Origin of the sequence: Paenibacillus sp. HGH0039 (assembly GCF_000411255.1) — a bacterium.
Lineage (GTDB): Bacteria > Bacillota > Bacilli > Paenibacillales > NBRC-103111 > Paenibacillus_F.
This window is the reverse complement of sequence record NZ_KE150413.1, coordinates 2,673,661-2,692,004: the sequence shown is the minus strand read 5'-3', so window position 1 is coordinate 2,692,004 and position 18,344 is coordinate 2,673,661. Positions and strand designations below refer to the sequence as shown.

The following is an 18,344-nucleotide window of genomic DNA, read 5'->3' as shown; positions in this document are numbered from 1 at the left end:
CTCTCTCTATCCGTTTGACTAGTATGTCAGTGATTAACGAGACCGACGGCTTCTTTAACTCCCTCGGCCCGTTTGTTCAGCGCAGGCTTGACATCCAGCAGCGCATAGCGGATGCTGTCGCACAAAGCCTGCCAGCTGGCTTCGATAATGTTTTCGGAGACGCCGACCGTGCTCCAGGACTCTTCACGGTCCGAGAATTCGATCAAAACCCTGACTTTCGTGGCGGTACCGTCTTTATCGTCGAGCACGCGGACCTTATAGTCCGACAGGTGCATCGTCTGAAGACTCGGATAGTGCTGCATCAGGCATTTGCGCAGTGCGTTATCCAGCGCGTTGATCGGCCCGTTGCCTTCGGCGGCGTTGTATACCGACTCTCCGTGTACCTTGACCTTCACAACCGCTTCGGACAAAATCGCCTGATCGACGGATTTGACGACGGTTATTTTAAACGACTCCAGGGTTAGGATTTCTTCCAGATTCCCGTGGACACTCCGGATTAGAAGCTCTAGGGAAGCGTCGGCTCCGTCGAACTGGTAACCCTGATGCTCAAGCTCCTTTACACGTTCGATAAGGATCTTCGTATTCGGGTTGTTCGCTTCCAGCTCCAGACCGAGCTCCTGAGCCTTGAAAACAAGGTTGCTCTGGCCGGAGAGCTCGGAAACCAGAACCCGCTGCCTGTTCCCCACCAGTCCGGGCGCTATGTGCTCATACGTGCTCGAATCGCGCAAAATAGCCGAGACATGGACACCGCCCTTGTGAGCAAAGGCCGCATGTCCGGCAAAAGGCTGATTGACGGGCATATGCATGTTCGCAATCTCGCTCACGTAACGCGCCGTACTTGTAAGTCCGGCAAGCTGCTCCGCGGTTATAACCGGCAGACCCAGCTTGAGCTGGAGGTTCGGAATAACCGAGATGAGATTTGCGTTGCCGCATCTTTCGCCGTAGCCGTTGATCGTTCCCTGCACCTGTGCGGCGCCCGCCATAACGGCGGCAATCGTATTCGCCACGGCGAGCTCGCAATCGTTATGGGCATGAATGCCGAGCGGGCAGTCCAATTGTTCTTTCACGGAAGCGACTATCGCCGCGATTTCGTGCGGAAGAGTTCCCCCGTTCGTGTCGCAGAGAACGATCCAGTCGGCCCCGGCTTCGTAAGCTTTGCGAATGGTCGACATGGCGTAAGCGCGACTGCTCTTGTAGCCGTCGAAAAAATGCTCCGCATCGTAGATCACACCGATCCCGCTGCGTTTAAGAAACCGGACCGTGTCCTCGATCATCTTCAAATTTTCGGAAAGCGTCGTCTGGATCGCCGTTTGGACCTGAAAATCCCACGATTTACCGAAAATCGCCGCCGTGCCTACCCCGATATCCAGCAGCTGCCGGAGGTTCGCGTCACGCTCGGCCGAGCTGTTCTTGCGCCTGGTGGAGCCGAATGCCGTAATTCTGGCCTGCTGCAGGTTCAACTCTCTGGCACGGATAAAAAATTCCACATCCTTGTGATTGCTGCCGGGCCAGCCTCCTTCGATGAAAGAAATACCCAGCATATCCAGCCGTTTGGCGATTTTCAGCTTATCCTCGACTGTCAGGCTGACGCCTTCTCCTTGCGTGCCGTCCCGCAAAGTCGTATCCAAGATCGTAATCCGATTGTCCATATCTCCCTCCCGCTTGAAAATCTCCGCCGACCTCTGCCGGGGACCGCCTGCCAGACAGCCCCCGGTCCGTTTTCGGCTGGGATTATTCCGGCTTAACTCCCTCGACGGCAAGCATATACATCGTCTGAGAGATCGCTTCCGTCTGCACCCACTGCCGGTACTCGGTTTCGGCGGCCGCCCGTTCCTGCTCGGACAAGTAACCGTCCGCAACCATCTGGACACCGCGGGTTGCCGCAACGTCCGCCCAGATTCCGGCTTGCTGGAGGAAGTTCCCGTCTTCACGCGTCACGGTTTCGTGCTGTTCGCTGCTCCGGATATCCACGAGCCCCAGGTCCGCGAAAACGCCGGGAAGCTCGTCGGCTATCCCGTTGCGCATTCCCGCATCGGAACGCCATTTCAGAAAGGCCGCATAGAAGGCCTTCATGCTTAGGGGCGGCTCCGGCTGCCAGCTGATCTTGTCGTGATTATAGTCCAGCACGATCACTCGGCCGCCCGGCTTCGCGGCTTCGATGAGCTGGCCGAGCGCCTGCCGGGGATCGGCCAGCCATTGAAGCACGCGGGCCGTCGTCACGATGTCGAATTCGCCCCTGTACGGCAAATAGTGGATGTCCGCCGTTTCGAAGGCAAGCGGCGCCTGCCCGCCGAAGGTTTCCCGGGCGTAAGAGATCAGTCCTTCGTTATTGTCGATTCCGACGACACGGCCTTCTTCACCGACCGCCTCCGCGATGCCTTTCGTAATGGCTCCAGTCCCGCAGCCGGCATCGAGTACCGACTGTCCCGGCTCGAGAAGCTCAGCCAGTCTCCGGTGCGAGGATCCCACCGTCCTTGCGTCGAACACGCTCCGCACACTGGCCGCGGAACCGTCCAGTCTGGCTCTGTTTTCCGTTATTCCACCGCTCATAAGCGCGTCTCCTTTCGTACGTACCCCGCTTTTAATACCGGTTTTTCAGAAAATAACTGACGATTTCTTTCATATCCTCGGAAGACTTCCGGCTTGTCGTGAGCTTCCACGTTTTGTACCTGGCGAGCTGTCTGAATTTAGGCGCGGATACGACCGAACCCACGATCTGGATGTCGAGAAGCAGCGGCCGCTCTTCATGAAGAAACGATTTCGCCGCCTCCTGAAGCTCCTCTACCGTTGTCACACGGATCGTATCGATCAGCATCGACTCGCCAAAGGCCACATAGTCAATCGGCTTATACGACGTTCCTACCACGTTGCCTTTGTAGTACGATTTCTGCGCGTTGTTGATGGACTCGAACTTCTCGTTGTTCAAGTTGAGCCAGAGCACCGGTATTTCGTGGGACGTGGCCGTCGCCATCTCCATCGCCGTCTGGCGGAAGCCGCCGTCACCGAAGATCGAGACGACATACGAATCGGGTTTGGCGCATTTGGCTCCGATCGCGGCCGGAGGTGCATACCCGATAGCCGCCCCGTTCAAGCCTTCGATATACGTGCCCGCGCCTTTCGAAAGCAAGTGGGTTTCGGTCCACGAGACCGGGTCCGTTACCCAGATCGTTTTATCGAGCGGAAGCAGTTTTTGGAGCGTTTCGATGACTTGCACCGGATGCAGCTTGCCTTCGACGGCGGAGACGTAAGACAAATCCTTCTCGCGGTCGGCATCGGCAAATTTGTGCTTGGACTGCCGCAGCGCCGCCGTCGCTTTCTCCCACGAAGCGTCCTCCAGCAGGTCATACAACGCAAGCAGGAAAGTTTCCGAGTCCGCGGCGATCCCTATGCGCACCTTGTAGTTTTTGCCGATCTGCTTCGGGTCGATGTCGACCTGCACCAGCGGAACTTTATCGAAAATGGAATCCCAGCCCTGCGTCGTAAACTCGCTCATGGACACGCCTACCGCGATGACGAGATCCGCTTCCCGGTACAAATAATAATTAGCGGCCGATTTCCCGTGCAGCCCCGTACAGCCGAGCGCATGAGGATGATTCTCGCTGAGAATCCCCTTTCCTCTGAGCGTTGTGGCTACCGGAATTCCCAGGTCGGCAATCTGTTCGACGACTTCTTCGTTGTGGCTGTAGTTTGCACCGGCTCCGAGCAGCAGCAAGGGCTTCTGCGATTCTTTCAGCAGATTTCCGAGCCGGCTCACTTCTTCTCCGGCCGCGTCAACGATTTCAGTCGGTTTCGGGAAGGCGAACGGCTCAAACCCTTCAAAATGTATTTCCGTGAACTGAACATCAATCGGTATGCAAATATGTACGGGCCCTTTGCGTCCCGACCACAGGTGCATCTCCGCTTCCTTCAACGTATCGAGCAGGTGGTCCGCAGACTCGACCAGTTTGGAATACTTGGTCACGTTGGACATCAAAGCTTCCAGATCGAACGTGCGCCCCTCGCCGACGCACTCCTGGAGAGCGCCTTTCCCGTAAGTCGATATGGGAACCTGACCGGTCAGAAGTATAACGGGCTGCGAATCTGTGAAAGAGTTCACAATGCCGCTGAGCGCATTCGTGGCTCCTATCCCCGTCGTCGTGATGACGCAGGCGGGCGTTGCGCCGGCTTTGGCAAAACCGTCCGCCATCAGCGCCGCACCGTACTCGTGCTGAGAAAGCACAAACCGGATTTCCTTGCGCGAAATTTCGTCGATCATCGGTAGCACATAGCTTCCGGGGATTCCGAAGACCGTATGGATGCCCATCCGTTTTAACCAAAGCGCGACAATTTCCTTGATATACATCGTTTTATTCCCCTTCTTCTAACGGAAATGGAAGAATAACCGGACGGATGCGAAATCCCGCTCTAGACATCAAATTTCAGCGGTCCCTTGCCGGCAAGATAATCGTCCAGCCCCGTAAGGGATGCCATGCTTTTGCCGCTTAAAATCTCTTTCTTCAATTCTTCTTCCCTCTGTTCGACATAAAGGGCTCCCTGAAGAACCGCGTTTAAATATTTGCGCTTAATGAGCAGCAACCCGTCGTTATCTCCGAAAATCCAGTCCTGCGGCTCGATGACGATATCCCCGGCCTGAACCGTGTCCGGCACTTTCGTCGCAGGCTTAACCGCCGTTTTGGCCGATACGTAAGTGACTTCCGTAGAGAAGACGGGAAAGTCCAGCTTGTTGATATCGTCGATATCCCGGACGGCGCCGTTGATGACAAGACCGCCCAGCTTCCGGCGGATCGCTTCCAGCACGTAAATATCTCCCGCGAGCGCTTCGGAACGTTCGTTCACATTGTTCAAAAACAGGACGCTGCCCTGAGGTGCCTTGCTGAGCGCCTCCAGACCCGGCAGCATGTCGTTGTCCGTGTTGACCGTATACACAGGCCCGCACAGCTTAAGATGACGCGTCCGGTTCTGAAATGTCGTCGGAAACGGAACGGTATACTTCTGGGAAGCATCGTTAAGCTGAGCGCAGCCGATGTTGGCAAACTGGCGTCTGACCTGCTCGATCGTAGATAAGTCGATGCCCTTCTCTTCCGTAATCATGTTCAGCACACTCCTTCAGGGTTATAGGGTATGAACCGCGCCTGCGTGCGTCAGCACATCGGCAAGCTGTTTGATGGCGTACACCAGATTCGTCTTCTCAATCGTCAAAGGCGGGGCGAAACGGATTCGTTGTCCGGCAGGGCCGCCCGTGAAAATCAGAATTCCGCGTTCGAGGCACTGCTGGACGATGGACTTCCCGGAAACCCCTTCGACTTCAAAGGAAAGAGTCGGACCCGTCAGATGGACGTCCCGCAGCAGCGGAAGCTCGAAAGGAAAATGCTCGCGGATCAGCGCCTCGATCTCGCCGCACAGCTCTTCGGGTCGGCTGGCGTCGATATATTCGGCGACCGCCATGGCCGCGAAGCAGCCCAGCGACGAAGTCTGGAACGTATGCGCGAGAAACAGCGAGCCCGGGATCGATTCCTTCAACGAGCCCCGGTATACGACGGCGGAGAACGGATACAGCCCGTTAGTCATCGACTTGCTGAACAAGTAAATGTCCGCTTCTATTCCGAGATGGCAGGACACGCTGAGGTGACCATGACGGTAGAAGCCGCACTGGATCTCATCGGAAACGACGACCACACCATGCCGCCTGGCTTCGGCGGCCGTATCGGTTAGCCACTTCGCCGGGAGGGGGATGTAGCCGTTGGCTCCCTGCACCGGCTCATAAATAAAAGTCGAAATCGTCTCCCACGGAATATCCGTCTGCCCCGGCTCGATTTCGATGCAGTGCTTTTCAAGCTCGCCCAACAGAGACGTTTGCTGCAAGGCAAAATTTTTGTGCACACTCGTAACGGCAAGCGCATCAAGGCCCAGTCCGTGGAAGGAGCCTTTGAGGTAGGCGATTTTGCCTTCTCTCACGCGTTGGCCGATGGAAAGTGCCGTAGATACGGCCATACTGCCGCCGACTTGAAACAGGAGCTCGTAACCGGGAGCCTTGAGCTTGCCGAGAAGCCACTGTGCATACTGCTCCGCTTCTTTCGGGTAAAAGCAGGCCGCAATATCCGAGCGCAGCTCGCGGAACGGAGCGATATCCGGGTTGCAGTGACCGAAATTCACCGATGCGTAGGCGCTCATGCAGTCGATATAATGCTTCCGTCTTCCTTCGCGGTCTTCCAGGATCAGAAATTCGTTCTTGGAACCGGCCAGATAATAATCCGCACCATAAATTGACTTTTCATCAAAAACGCTCAACGTCATGGGCTCAGCTCCTTCAATTTTTAGTCAATAGCGTTCCCATCCACGAATGGGGAGCCGGAAAGAACGTCAGGATGGAATCTCCCCTGGAAATAATTCCAGCCGTCTTCATATCCAGAAGATTGATAAACACGTCTCCGGCCGGACAGTGAGCCGTTCTCGGGATGTTCAGGCTGAAAAATTTTTCGTACGGAATTTCCCAGTACACCGAAAGGTTTTTGGAAATCGTGAAATTAAAATTGTTCGTCACCACATGATGAATGCTCTCTTTCGGCAGGTTGTTCGCTTCGAGAACCCGCGAGATGACTAGACGGGAATTCGTAAGAAAACTGTCCTGCAGCCCTTTCTTCTCCTGGCCGTACATCAGCCGCCATGAAGAAGAATCCTGAAGCGTTTGAAAAGGAGTCATTGTAAACTGGGGATTCCGGCCCGTCACGATGCAGGAAACGGCTCCATCGCTGTGCAGGCCGATCACGCCGGGGATGATGCGCACGATAGGTCCGTAATCGAGGATTTTATCCGCGCTCACGAGCAGGACGTTCGTGCCGTTCGCTTCCGCAAACTGCCCCGCCAGTTGAAGGGCTGCCGCAACGCTTGCGCAGTACTGCATGAATACCCCGTAAAAAAACGCGCTGCCCAGTCCAAGCTCGTCTAGAAGCCGCCCGGCGAAATCCTCTTCGTGCAGCTCCTTGCAGTGATGATTGCCGGTAGCGAAGAAAACGGCGCCGACCGAACTTCTATCCAATCCGCTTTTTTCCAGAGTAGCCGTGGCCGTCTCCAGCGCGAGCTGGTACATGGTCTTATCGGACCCGCAGTATTGACGGACCCCGTTGATCCGGAATTTGGCTAAATTTTCTTTGGAAGTATCCATCTCCGGGATCTCCGTCAAAGGTTTGTAATCGCCCAACACATAGTGCACATGACTGATTCCGACCATAGCTAACCTCGTTTCTTCTCTATCGCATCCTGCTTTACGAAAAGGTAAGCAGAAGCTTCTGCGGTATACGGAAAGTTTGTCCTTGAATGACAGGACGCTCCTTTTGGGCAAGCTTTACTCCGCTGAACCGGTTGAACAACTGCAGGAACGTTTCCTCAAGCTCCAGCTTCGCCAGGTTAAACCCAAGGCAATTGTGGGAGCCCATTGAGAACGATAAATTCGCTTTTTCTTTGCGGGAAGGAATCCACTGGGCCGGATTATCGTACATTTCCTCATCCCGGTTGGCGCTGGCCAGAAGAAGGATAACAAACTTCCCTTTCGGGATGACAACCCCGTCCAGCTCATAATCTTTTTTGCATATCCGGGTCGTCGTATGAAGAGGAGGCTGCCAGCGCAGGCTTTCCTGAACAGCAGACTTCAGATACTCGCCATCCTCCATCACGCGCGCCAGCTCTTCCGGTTTGTCCAGCAGAATGGCCATGATATTGGCAATAGAGCAGGCCGTCGTCTCGGAACCGGCGGACAGCAGAAGCAGAATGTGCCGGTTCATATCTTCCTGAGTCCACTGCCCCTTCTCCACAGCCGCCCGGAAATGGGCGATCATACCCCGGGAAGTTCCGCCACGCACGAAGTTCTCGATGTAAGCGTACAGTTCATCGCTCGCTTCCAGGGCGGCCTGAAAATGGCTTTTGGGATTATCCAGATGGATAATAATCGGCCGCATCTTGTGATAGACCCACATGGCATCCTCCGCCGGCAGGCCGATTGCTTCCATGATGATGGTCATCGGAATGGGAATCGCGACTTCTTGGATAAAATCGACCTCACGGCCGGAAGGAATTCCGTCTACAATCCGCTTAATGACCTGCCTGACGGCGTCTTCCATCCCTTTTTGCATCGCGCTGGGTTTGAACTGGTTGCTCATGATCGGGCGTCTTTCGCTGTGCTTCTTGCCGTCCATATCAATGATCGTGGAGCCGAACAGATGACGGGTCGTCCGGAACGGATGCTCGACCGTAAAGTTTTCCGTATCGAGCAGGATCTGCTTGATATGTTTAAACTTGCTGAGGAAGTAGCACTGCTGTTTTTCCGACCAGTGAATCGGCTCCTCCTGTCTTAAAGCGGTATACAGCGGCCAAGGATCCTGCCGGAACTCGGTGGACATATAATCAATGACGAGAGGAGTCGCTTCGCTTCTCATAAGATCACCATCCTCAATTGGAGGAAACCAGATGATCTTGGAAGAAGGTTTCGTAAATCGATTTCAGCGTATAAAACTTGCGGATATCATAATCTTCGATCACGATTTCGCGTCCGACCTGTTCCTCCAGAAACACAATCATATCCACCATCGACAAGGAGTCGATATAACCGTGCTCCAGCAGATTATCGTTCTCGTCGATCTGAAGGTCTTCCACCTGATTCGTTTTTTGAATGTGCTCCACAAATTTTGCATACACGTCTTCTTTAGTCACAATCCATCATCTCCTTAACGGGTTAGGGTTGGAATCTGCATTGCTTTAAGCGCCTTCCGGTCGACTTTGCCGTTTGTGTTGAGAGGGAATTCTTTGAGGAAGCTGAAACGCGAAGGAATCATGTAAGACGGCAGCATTTCCGCGCAATAAGCCCGCAATTGCTGCTGTACGGTTTGAGTGTTTTCCTGATCGGTCAAGACCATAAAAGCGTGAAGCTCCGTTTTGTTCCCCTCGTGTACAATCAGGCATACGCCGTCGACCTTCGGATGTGAAAGAAGTCTTCTCTCCACCTCCTCCAATTCGACCCGGTAGCCCATGATTTTGACCTGGTTATCGGTCCGGCTGACATAATAAAATTCGCCGTTCTCGTCCATGTACGCCAGGTCTCCGGTTTTGAACACTTTCTCTCCCGTGCAGGGCGTTTCCGGATGAGGGACCAGCCGGCTGCTCGTCAATTCTTCCTCCAGCCAGTAGCCTGAGAACAGACAAGCTCCCCGCAGATAAATTTCACCGGTGATTCCCGGCTCGCGAATGATAATGCCCGCTTCATCGACGAGCAGCATTTCGGTGTTGTGCATCCCCGAACCGACGGAGATCGATTCCGTGTCAGGGAGCGGAAGGGGTAAATCCTTAAACGAACACGCAATGGATTCCGATTGCCCGAAACAGTTAATAATCCGCTTCAAGCCGAGCAGAGACTGCAGTTTGCGAAGATCCCGCGCCGAGCAGTACTCGCCCCCGTAGAGGATCGAATGGAGATGAATGTCTTCGACAGGCTGGCGCTCATGAGCGAGGACATTCTTCCAGATGGAAGGAACGCCGCTCATCAAGTCCACCCGCTGCTGATGCAGATGCTCCAGAAACCGTCTGGGCTGGAAAATGAGCGAACGGGGCACGATGACGAGGGTTCCCCCTGTGCCGAATGCCAGCCCCATATCCACCAGGCTGAAATCGAACTGCAGGGACGATACCGAACCGACCCGCGTGTTCTGCGGCAGGGCGCACTGGGCGTTCATCCCGTCGAAATAAGACACCACCGCCCGGTGCGTCATCATGATGCCTTTGGGCTGACCCGTCGTGCCCGAGGTAAAAATGAGATAAACGAGATTTGTATCCAGCAGTTTGGAATCGGTTGAAAGATCGTCCGCAGCTTGGCTTACTTCCGGCACAAGCAAATGGCCTTCATCGAGGTAGGCCTGCCCTGCTTCCGCTTGCGGCGAAAGCTTCCGGGAACGGCCCTTTTGAATATGCAGTCTGGCTCCCGTGCGCGTGAGGATGGATTCGAGCCGCTCCTGAGGAGTGTCGGGATTCAAGGGAATGAAAACGAATCCCCGGATCGAGCACGCAATCATAACGGCAATCGCTTCCGCAGACGGGTCGAGTTCGAGCACGACCCGGTCTCCGGTACGCAGACCGGCTATTTTCAGCCGTTCCGCATAATCACGGGATTTATCGGCCAGACGGGCGTACGTCCACTTCTCGGAATGGTGCACAATAGCTAAGGATTCCGGGGTTTTCTCGGCAAATTTCAAGAAATAATCATGCAGAAATTTAGGTTCGTCAGAACGATACATACAGACCTCCACTTAGCGTCAAGTTCGTGTGCCTATTCATCAGCTGAACGAAGCGATGAGTTCTCGCATGGCTTTTTGCCGTGGTCCCGTCACATCCTTTGCGCATTTAGTCGGGGTGTTCAGAGGGATTGCTGTCCTTAAATTATCACTACCCCTACCGAAATTAAAATGTGGTCACCCACATAAAAAATGTGGTTTTGTTTCCATCAAAAAAGGCTCCCTGCACCGGATAAAGCCCGGCGGGGAACCTTTTTGCTCACTTCATTTGCATAATTTTCTTTACGGCGCCTCTACGCGAAGACACCTCCAGCTTATCGTAGATTTTGGTCAGCCGACTCTCTACTGTCCGTATGGTCACGTTCAGTTCCTTGGCCATCTGGGCGTTGGTATACTCGAGGGCAATCAGCTCCAGCGTCTGGATTTCCACTTCCGTGAATACCGACGAGATATGATTTAACAAATGATAGAAAGAATACGGCAGGAAGAAATGCCCGTCTAGTGTGCACTCGATCACTTGAGCCACCTGTTCCGGTTTCGTATCCATATTCAGAATATTGTTGACTCCCGCTTCCATAAGCGTATGGAAAAACAGGACGTAATTGTATTCGGACAGTACGATGATCCGCAGATCCGCGTAGGTTTTTTTCATTTTCTTGATCCATAAAATATCACAATGCGGGGAGTCACTCATAAGCATAACGACAACGAACGGTTCGGGCAGCACGCCCAAGTGAGTAAAAGACGCCGATTTCATTCCCGTGTCGATTCCGGCAATCTGAAACTGATCGGACTGGCTGAGATAGTCCGCAATCGCGGGATTTTTCCCGGAACTGTTATCCACAATGAAGACATGAATTGGCTTGTTTTTCTCTCTCATCACACATTCTCCGTTTTTGATTCTTATTTTTAAACCGTTCCATCCTCTTGTTCTGCATCCGTCCTAGGACATAGCGGATCAACTCCTTGTCTTGTGGAGTATCGTGAACGGCTTGACCAGGAGTGTAGTGAGCATACGGATAGAAAGCCGGAGCCTCAATAGATTTGGTTCTCCGGATGGAAAGCCTCCAGATTTTCCTTGACTCTCTGCAGGAATTGGCCGGTCACACGGCCTTCGAGGATCCGGTTATCGCTGGAGAGACAGAGATTTGCCATGGATCGGACGGCAATCATCTCGTCGACGACCCGGGGTCTTTTTACAATCGATTCGATCGTCAGAATAGCGGCCTGGGGGTAATTGATAGTCGGAGAGGAAAGAATGGAACCGAATGCGCCCGTGTTGTTGATCGTGAACGTTCCGTCCTGCATATCGTCCAGAGTGAGGCGGCCCGTCCGTGCTTTCTGCGTAAGGCTTGCGATTTCCAGAGCGATCCCCGAGACGCTTTTCTGGTCCGCGAATTTGATAACGGGGGCAAGGACGGAATCTTCCGTCCCGATAAGCAGGGAAATGTGGACATTGCGCTTCATGATGATTTTATCGACGGCCCACACGGAGTTCATCACCGGATAATCCTTGATGGCCGATACGACCGCTTGAATAAAAAAAGCCAGATAAGTTAGATTAACGCCTTCCCGGCGCATAAAGTCATCTTTAAGCTTCGTCCGGAGCTTTACCAGATCGGTTACATCCGTCTCAATCGATGTCAAGGCGTGGGGAATTTCCCGGACGCTTTGCAGCGTGCGCATGGCTATCGTATGACGGACGGGCGTGACTTTGATAAAATCCTCCGCCTCGCCGACTGTCTCCGCTTCCGTTTGACCAAACGGGGTAGGAGGATTGTCCGACAGATGGATGCCGGTGCTTCTAACGTGAACAGGCTTTTCTTTCGATTCCGTATGGCTTGTCTCGCCTTTCTCCATATGCTCCCGCTCCTTTTCCAAACTCATAACCGGGACAGCCGCCTTTCTTTTGTATAATCAGCATACCTATCCTTCCATTAATGGCTATGACTGCCTTTTATTGTTTAGAAATTGTACCCCACACGTTTACAGCCTGTCAATTGATTCGCAAGCATCCACAAAGTCTCCTTATATCCGACAAAAACCGCCAAATCTCTCTCAATAAAAGAAAACATCTAGCTAGGCAGCGATTAAATTGGATGCAACTGGTAATTTCAAGAATATATGATACAATATAGGAATAAGTATTAAATAAGTCCTATTCTTGTTTCAGGACGCACATTCTAAGGTGGGCCAACCCGATCCCGGACAGAAAAAAAAGCCCTGCCGCTAAGGCAAGGCTAATAGACCCGTTTGTAAACTTGCGTAAAGCGTAGAGATTTAACCGTGTTCAAAAGCCGGCTTGTTATCCTTGTCGAAAACAACCGCTTTTCTCTTCCGGCCCGCCTTAGAAGCTAAATACGGAAGCAGGTAATAATCAAGGCCGAATCTTCCTGCGTTTGCCCCTGCGGCAGCCACGAAAAACCCGAGCAGGATCATCCACGGATTCGAGCTCACCGTTCCCGCAAACATATACATAAAGTTCATCAGCAATCCGAACGTGGCCGCTACGGCCGTCAGACCGCCAAGTATCAGACCGAGACCGACCAGCAATTCACCCCAGGGAACCAAGATGTTAAACGCTTTAACGCCCGGCAGCGCCACATTTTCCAGAAAAGCCTGGTAGGTCGGATACACAAGCTCATTAGTCGCCTTGTCCATCACCGGCTTCGCGATGGCGCCCTTCATAAAACCGCTTGCATCGAAACCTCCCGTAAGTTTGCCCCACCCCGCACTTGCCCACTTCCACCCAACATACAGACGAAGCAACAACAGCAAACCCGAAGCGTAAACATTTGTTCTTAACCAATTCATCAAAATGATCATCTCCTTTTGGTATGGCTCCGCATGAACATGTCAGAGCTGTGATTTGGCGAAAATCTCCTTCCAATAGATCCAAACTGGATATAGATACCCTCCTTTCCATGTAATGGTAAAAGATGCCTTAATTGTACTTGATTTTTAAAACGCTATCAATTTATTTTTTGCCATTAAATAATGGACTATCTTGACGCTTACATGGAATGTGAAGCACAAATCCCGCCAATTCAGGCTGGAATAAAAAAAGCCCCGTATTAGCCGGGGTAAATTTAATGTAAATGCCCTCACTCCCGAATCTCTTCCCGCAGAGGTTTTACATGATCGGGAATATCGGTCATTCTGCAAGGCACCAGCTGCGCCCGGAACGTTCCTTGATAGCCGAAGACCGGACCGAAGACGGGATTGCTCACATTTACGGAAATTTTATAAGCGTCTTCGGCGTCATCGAACCACTCGCATACTTCGGCCGTCCCCGTCAAACCTGCGGGAAAAGGAAACTGGAGCCAGCCTTCATAAAACCGCTGATCTCCCGACCGGATACGGATACCGCCGTTGGGAGCCGCCGCAAGTTCAAGATCTACAGCGAGATGCTGCTTGTTCCCCAAGTAATCGACTATTCGCCGGCGCCGGCTGCTGTAGATCATCGTGGCGTCGAAATGCCGGACCCTGGACCTGAACGTGAAGTGCCGGTTCCAGGTTACCGTCTCCCGGCCGTAGCCGTCCCGGTAGGCGAAATTTTCGATAGTGAAAGGAATTTCGGTGCCGCTCTCCGGAAACATGATGTGCCGCGAAGTGCCGATCAGCAGCGGGAGGGCCGTCCACTTGCTGGCCCAGATGCGGTGCATCACGCCTTCGCCAATCGAAGCAACGCCGTCCCCGCTGCTGAAGCCGAACCGCTCCCGGATGCGGGGATGCAGCCTGCCGAATTCCTCTCCTAACGCCCGCTCGTATATGGATGCCATTTCAGTTCCCCTTCCTTGTGATTGAAGCGCGGCTTGCGCAAGCATCTTCCGGCTTGCGGCAGTTCCCGCCTCGACCAGAACGCCAGCAGGCACAAGCCGGCCATCGCTCCGCTCAGGGTCAGCGGATTAAACGGCGCCTGCAGCAGCTGGGGGCTCCGGGCGAGGGCGATTGCGGGCAGCATCAGCAGCAGCGCCGCCTGCAGGATGTACACGCCCGCCTGTCTGTGTGCCGCCGCCGCAAGCAGGCCGATGCCGATCTCGCCCGCGCCCAGCAGGGCGAGTACAGGCTTTTCGCCTCCGGGGAACCACCCGGCCGCCTGCAGGATGGCCATCTCGCCTCCCCCGGGGAAGAGCAGCTTTGGCACCAGCCCCTGGTACACCCACAGCAGTGCGAGTAGTCCCGCACTGACATAGTGCATCAGGGCGCGCTGGATGCTGACCGAAGGCGGAATGCCTTTTTCCAGCCAGATGCGGAGCATGTCAAAGCTCCAAGCGGTCGCATAGCCGAAAAGCGGGCGGAACAAGAACCGGTCGAACCAGCGGCCCGCCGCTCCGAAGCGTGTATCGTACGTATAGCGCGTCGCAAACGTCACACCGCCGCCTTTGGGCGAATACTTCCAGTATCCGCTCCCGCTGCGGATCAGCGAGATCCGCTGGGGGGAGCCGAACTTCAAGCCCGACATGCGTTCCCCGGTCAGCAGGTTCATTTTGGTTTTCGTTTCGCCCGTTCCCGCGATATTCATTCCAAAGCCGATTCTTGTCCGGTAATGAAACCGCTGGGGCTCTCTATCCCCGCTTCGGGGCAGGTAGGCAATCTCCGTAAAGCGCAGATCCCACTGCTGATGCAGTTCCGGAGTCTGAGTCGCTTTCCACAGCGTTTCCATGTCCGTTTGAATGTCGAGCTCCACATAGATCGGTTTTGCCGTCATTCTTCACTCCTCCTCCGCGTCCGGACGCTCTTCAGATTCCAGTCCCGTCCGTTTCCCGCCCTTCGTCAATAAATCTCTTCCGGATGTCCGAATCGGGGAGAAGACAGTTCTCCCTCCGTCCGAACCACCTGTAACGGCCCCGCGCAATCCAAGCGTAAACCCGGTCTCTTGCCGAAACGGGCACGATTGCGGCCAGGCTCAGTACCGGCCAGAACCCCGGCATGCAGCGGAACACGCGCAGAGCCGCCGCGGACTTCGTATATGCCCGGCCGTCCTGGATCAGCACGAACGTATCCGGGTCGCCGGCCGCCAGGCCCTGCGTCTTCAGAAGGCGTCTGCCCGCCTCCGACTGGATGGCTGCGAACCGAAACCGCCGCGAGGGGTCCCTGCGGATCACGAACCGGGTGATCCCGTGACACAAGATGCAGGATCCGTCGATCAAGAGGATGACGGAATCCTTCCGACAAGCCTTTTTTCGTCTCCCCATAATCCCGCTCCCCGGCAGCTGTTTTCTATCTTCGCTGTCTTAACGCCAGTATAGGGCAGAATGGCGCTTTTGCTCAGTTCTAACTTATTTAGAACGCAGCAAAAAGAGGTTCTACAAATCATAGAACCTCTTACCTGCCGTCCCGTCGGTTGATGAGCTCAGTCCGACTGTTTATCTCGCGAAATCCCCCGTCGCCGCACTTTTTCCACGGCTTCTTTGCTGCTTTTGACTCCCAATTTTTTAAGCATTTTGTTCACCTGGTTTTTCAGAGTGCTCTCCGCCTTCACAAGCTTTTTCTCGATCTGGGACTGCGTGTAGCCTTCTTCGATCAGCTCGTATACTTCCCGTTCTGCGGCCGTCAGCTTCTTCAACTGCTCCTCCCTTTTCAACCGGGAAAATTCCCTCAGAAGAGCGTCCATGGCGGCGGGATGGCGATAGGCGCTGCGTATGGCGTGCGGCACTTCACGGAACCTCGTTTTTTCAATATAATTGACGGCCCCCGCGGTAAAAGCTTCCGTCATCACATGTTCGTCCGACATGGAAGTCAGCATAATGATTTTGACCGGGCGAAGTTCCAGTATTTCCACGGCCGTATAGATGCCGTCAAGTCCGCGGTCGGTCAGCTGAATGTCCATCAGAACCACGTCGAAATCAAGTTTCGCCGCCATACTGACCGCCTCATCGGGATGAACGGCCGCGCCGACGACGAGAAGATCGTCTTCCTTATTTAAATAGGAAGTCATCGCTTTGATCCAATCCGGATCATCCTCCACCAGCAAGACTTTAATGAGTTCCATCGGGCTTCTCTCCGTTTAGTTGAACAATTTTGTTGCGCGGAAAATAAAGACGCACGCACGTTCCGGCTCCCGGTTTGCTAGAAATCTCCACCGAGCCTCCGGATTTCTGCATCACGTTATACACGTACGACAAACCGAGTCCGTAATTGACCGCTTTTTTCTTAGTCGTATAAAACGGCTCAAATACGCGCGACAGCCGGTCGGAAGGAATTCCGCCGCCTGTATCGGCGACGCTCAGCACCGCACCGTGACGGGCCGATGCCAGCGTCACGGTAAGCGTCCCGCCGTCCGGCATCGCTTCGGCCGCATTGCCGAGCAAATTGCCGATGACCTCCGTCAGATGCACGGGATCGAACCGGACAACCGGACGCCAGTCGAAGACGGTCTTGACCGTAATTCCCTGCCGCGCAAATAACTGTCCGTGCCGGCGGACAACTTCCATGGCCAGCTCGTCGAAAGGGACCGGCCGTTCCTTAAGCGCAATCTCCTTCGTCCGGTTATGAATGCGCCCTACCATATCGAGCATGTGATCGGAGGCGACTGCGATAATCCGCAGATGTTCCTTCGCTTCCTCGTCCTTCTCGTCCAGGCCTTCCTGCAAATTCACCGTGCTGAGCGCTATTTTGCCCAGCTCGTTCTTGATCGAATGGTTGAGCAGCGTCGTACCGGATGTGACCGCCTGCATGGTCGTATCGAGCGAATCCCTTTCAAAACGGAGCCGGATGCCCAATACGCCGTATACAAAAACGCAGAGCAGCGCCACCGCGAACGAATACATCATAAAGACGGAGACATAGCTGAAAAAGTCGAATTCCGGCGAGAACACCCGCGCCACGTTAATAAACAGCAGTACGCCAAGCAGTGTGGGAACGATGATTAGCGTCGTGATGAGCCGGTTTCTTTTGCGGACGGGATTCCCTTCTCTCCGGAGAGAAAGGACGAGCAGCGAACAAGCGCCCAGATAATATGGAGCCGTCCACAAAAGCAGCGGACCGTAATGGATGGCAAACGCATCCCGCGCGACCGTATAGATCAGCATGACCGGAACGGGCAGAAGCAGCAGTACTTTGGCCGCCCTCCGGGCCCGAGGCCTGTTTTCCAATACGCCCGAGTACACGAGACTAAAGACAAGCACTCCGTAAGGCGTCAGGGTATGATTGATAAATTCCGATGCGTGAGCGAGTTCCGTAAAGCCTTGCTGCTTGAGCAAGCCGGTCAAGCCGCCTATGGAAGCGCTGAAAAGAAAAAACGCCGCCCACCGGTTCGTCTCTTTATGAAGGTGCGGAATCAGAACAATTAGCGATGCCAGTGAGAGAGCCAGAAAATAATAAAGCATACGATCACCTTTATGGAAGCAGTTATGTTTATCCTACCATATTCCTCCAAGGAAATCCGATCACGGATAGCTTTTACGGAAAATTCTGATAGTATAGAAGGAAGGGCTCCTACCGGGAGTCTTATTTTTACATAAGGAGGCACACCCCTATGACGACAAACTGGAAAGAAAGGCTGACCGGCATTACCGGCGCGGATTTGGGGATGGAAGGAGGAATCTACTATGAACCTTAGTCTGACAGGTTCCCGGCATCAGCTCATCAACCAGCTCGTCTATTTCGACGAGGAACTGCATCAGTTTCTGGAGCTCTATTTCCCTTCCCCGACGAAATCGCGAACCTATACCGAAGAGCGGCTTCAGGAGTATTCCGAAGCTCTCACCGATCTGATCAGCGAATTCAGCGAGGAGCTTCTGCATTCCAAGGTGCTTATTGGCAGCAAGGTACAGATTCGCTACTTGGATGATAACCAGTCGGATACGTATTCGATCGTTTTCCCTTCCAAAACGGACCCTTCCAGCAACCGGATTTCTTTCTTATCCCCTATCGGAAGCCATCTCCTGCTGGGGACGCGGGAACAGACGTTTACGATCCAGACACCGTCCGGCGAATACAGTGTGCTGATTGAAGATATCCGGTATATGAACGCCGGAGACGTTTAACCGGTATACGATTCGTATCGACGGTTTGAAAACAAGCAACCTTCTAGAAATTTTTTCCGTCAGGAAGGTTGAGGTGAAC

Annotated in this window: 18 protein-coding genes; 1 reads left to right on the top strand and 17 read right to left on the bottom strand. The window is 53.8% G+C overall.

The features are described 5' to 3' along the window. Positions 1-26: 26 nt before the first annotated feature. The 17 genes from cimA to HMPREF1207_RS26515 form a co-directional block, all read right to left on the bottom strand. Positions 27-1,649, bottom strand: a complete 1,623-nt coding sequence (cimA, locus tag HMPREF1207_RS26595; protein WP_009673718.1) for a citramalate synthase — start codon at positions 1,647-1,649, stop codon at positions 27-29. An 82-nt stretch (positions 1,650-1,731) separates the two neighbouring features. Beyond that, complete coding sequence (locus HMPREF1207_RS26590; RefSeq protein ID WP_009673615.1) at positions 1,732-2,550, bottom strand: methyltransferase domain-containing protein; 819 nt, start codon at positions 2,548-2,550, stop codon at positions 1,732-1,734. Between the two features lie 31 nt (positions 2,551-2,581). Then, the gene (locus HMPREF1207_RS26585) at positions 2,582-4,342 is read right to left on the bottom strand and encodes a thiamine pyrophosphate-binding protein (RefSeq protein WP_009673811.1); all 1,761 of its coding nucleotides are present in this window, start codon (positions 4,340-4,342) and stop codon (positions 2,582-2,584) included. 62 nt (positions 4,343-4,404) lie between these two features. Beyond that, positions 4,405-5,091 carry an RraA family protein gene (locus tag HMPREF1207_RS26580; RefSeq protein WP_009673861.1) on the bottom strand — a complete coding sequence of 229 codons (687 nt, stop codon included), beginning with the start codon at positions 5,089-5,091 and terminating at the stop codon, positions 4,405-4,407. Between the two features lie 21 nt (positions 5,092-5,112). Then, a complete protein-coding gene (locus HMPREF1207_RS26575; protein ID WP_009673740.1) occupies positions 5,113-6,294 on the bottom strand; it encodes an aminotransferase class III-fold pyridoxal phosphate-dependent enzyme in 1,182 nt (393 codons plus the stop codon). 13 nt (positions 6,295-6,307) lie between these two features. Beyond that, a complete protein-coding gene (locus HMPREF1207_RS26570) occupies positions 6,308-7,228 on the bottom strand; it encodes a 3-oxoacyl-ACP synthase III (protein ID WP_009673648.1) in 921 nt (306 codons plus the stop codon). Positions 7,229-7,262: 34 nt separating this feature from the next. Further along, on the bottom strand, positions 7,263-8,429 hold the full coding sequence (locus HMPREF1207_RS26565) for a cytochrome P450 (protein ID WP_009673551.1): 1,167 nt from the start codon (positions 8,427-8,429) through the stop codon (positions 7,263-7,265). A gap of 13 nt (positions 8,430-8,442) precedes the next feature. Next, positions 8,443-8,703 carry an acyl carrier protein gene (locus HMPREF1207_RS26560; protein WP_009673659.1) on the bottom strand — a complete coding sequence of 87 codons (261 nt, stop codon included), beginning with the start codon at positions 8,701-8,703 and terminating at the stop codon, positions 8,443-8,445. A gap of 14 nt (positions 8,704-8,717) precedes the next feature. Further along, positions 8,718-10,277 (bottom strand): amino acid adenylation domain-containing protein, encoded by a 1,560-nt coding sequence (locus HMPREF1207_RS26555; RefSeq protein ID WP_009673807.1) that lies wholly within the window; start codon positions 10,275-10,277, stop codon positions 8,718-8,720. Positions 10,278-10,533: 256 nt separating this feature from the next. After that, a complete protein-coding gene (locus tag HMPREF1207_RS26550) occupies positions 10,534-11,154 on the bottom strand; it encodes a response regulator transcription factor (protein WP_009673854.1) in 621 nt (206 codons plus the stop codon). 155 nt (positions 11,155-11,309) lie between these two features. Beyond that, positions 11,310-12,161 (bottom strand): 2-oxo acid dehydrogenase subunit E2, encoded by an 852-nt coding sequence (locus HMPREF1207_RS26545; protein WP_009673573.1) that lies wholly within the window; start codon positions 12,159-12,161, stop codon positions 11,310-11,312. 393 nt (positions 12,162-12,554) lie between these two features. Continuing rightward, positions 12,555-13,094: a DoxX family membrane protein gene (locus HMPREF1207_RS26540; RefSeq protein ID WP_231392184.1), complete on the bottom strand. Its 540-nt coding sequence runs from the start codon at positions 13,092-13,094 to the stop codon at positions 12,555-12,557. A gap of 284 nt (positions 13,095-13,378) precedes the next feature. Next, complete coding sequence (locus HMPREF1207_RS26535) at positions 13,379-14,056, bottom strand: DUF4166 domain-containing protein (RefSeq protein ID WP_009673828.1); 678 nt, start codon at positions 14,054-14,056, stop codon at positions 13,379-13,381. Beyond that, complete coding sequence (locus HMPREF1207_RS26530; RefSeq protein ID WP_009673793.1) at positions 14,029-14,985, bottom strand: DoxX-like family protein; 957 nt, start codon at positions 14,983-14,985, stop codon at positions 14,029-14,031. The genes HMPREF1207_RS26535 and HMPREF1207_RS26530 overlap by 28 nt, the downstream gene beginning before the upstream one ends. A gap of 31 nt (positions 14,986-15,016) precedes the next feature. Further along, positions 15,017-15,472, bottom strand: coding sequence for a thiol-disulfide oxidoreductase DCC family protein (locus HMPREF1207_RS26525; RefSeq protein ID WP_009673878.1), 456 nt, complete (start codon positions 15,470-15,472; stop codon positions 15,017-15,019). Positions 15,473-15,630: 158 nt separating this feature from the next. Then, positions 15,631-16,269 (bottom strand): response regulator transcription factor, encoded by a 639-nt coding sequence (locus tag HMPREF1207_RS26520; RefSeq protein ID WP_009673824.1) that lies wholly within the window; start codon positions 16,267-16,269, stop codon positions 15,631-15,633. Then, on the bottom strand, positions 16,256-17,605 hold the full coding sequence (locus tag HMPREF1207_RS26515; RefSeq protein ID WP_009673548.1) for a sensor histidine kinase: 1,350 nt from the start codon (positions 17,603-17,605) through the stop codon (positions 16,256-16,258). The genes HMPREF1207_RS26520 and HMPREF1207_RS26515 overlap by 14 nt, the downstream gene beginning before the upstream one ends. A 222-nt stretch (positions 17,606-17,827) precedes the next feature. Here HMPREF1207_RS26515 and HMPREF1207_RS26510 point away from each other — a divergent pair, with 222 nt between their 5' ends. Further along, positions 17,828-18,265: a GreA/GreB family elongation factor gene (locus HMPREF1207_RS26510; RefSeq protein WP_009673694.1), complete on the top strand. Its 438-nt coding sequence runs from the start codon at positions 17,828-17,830 to the stop codon at positions 18,263-18,265. Positions 18,266-18,344: the final 79 nt, after the last annotated feature.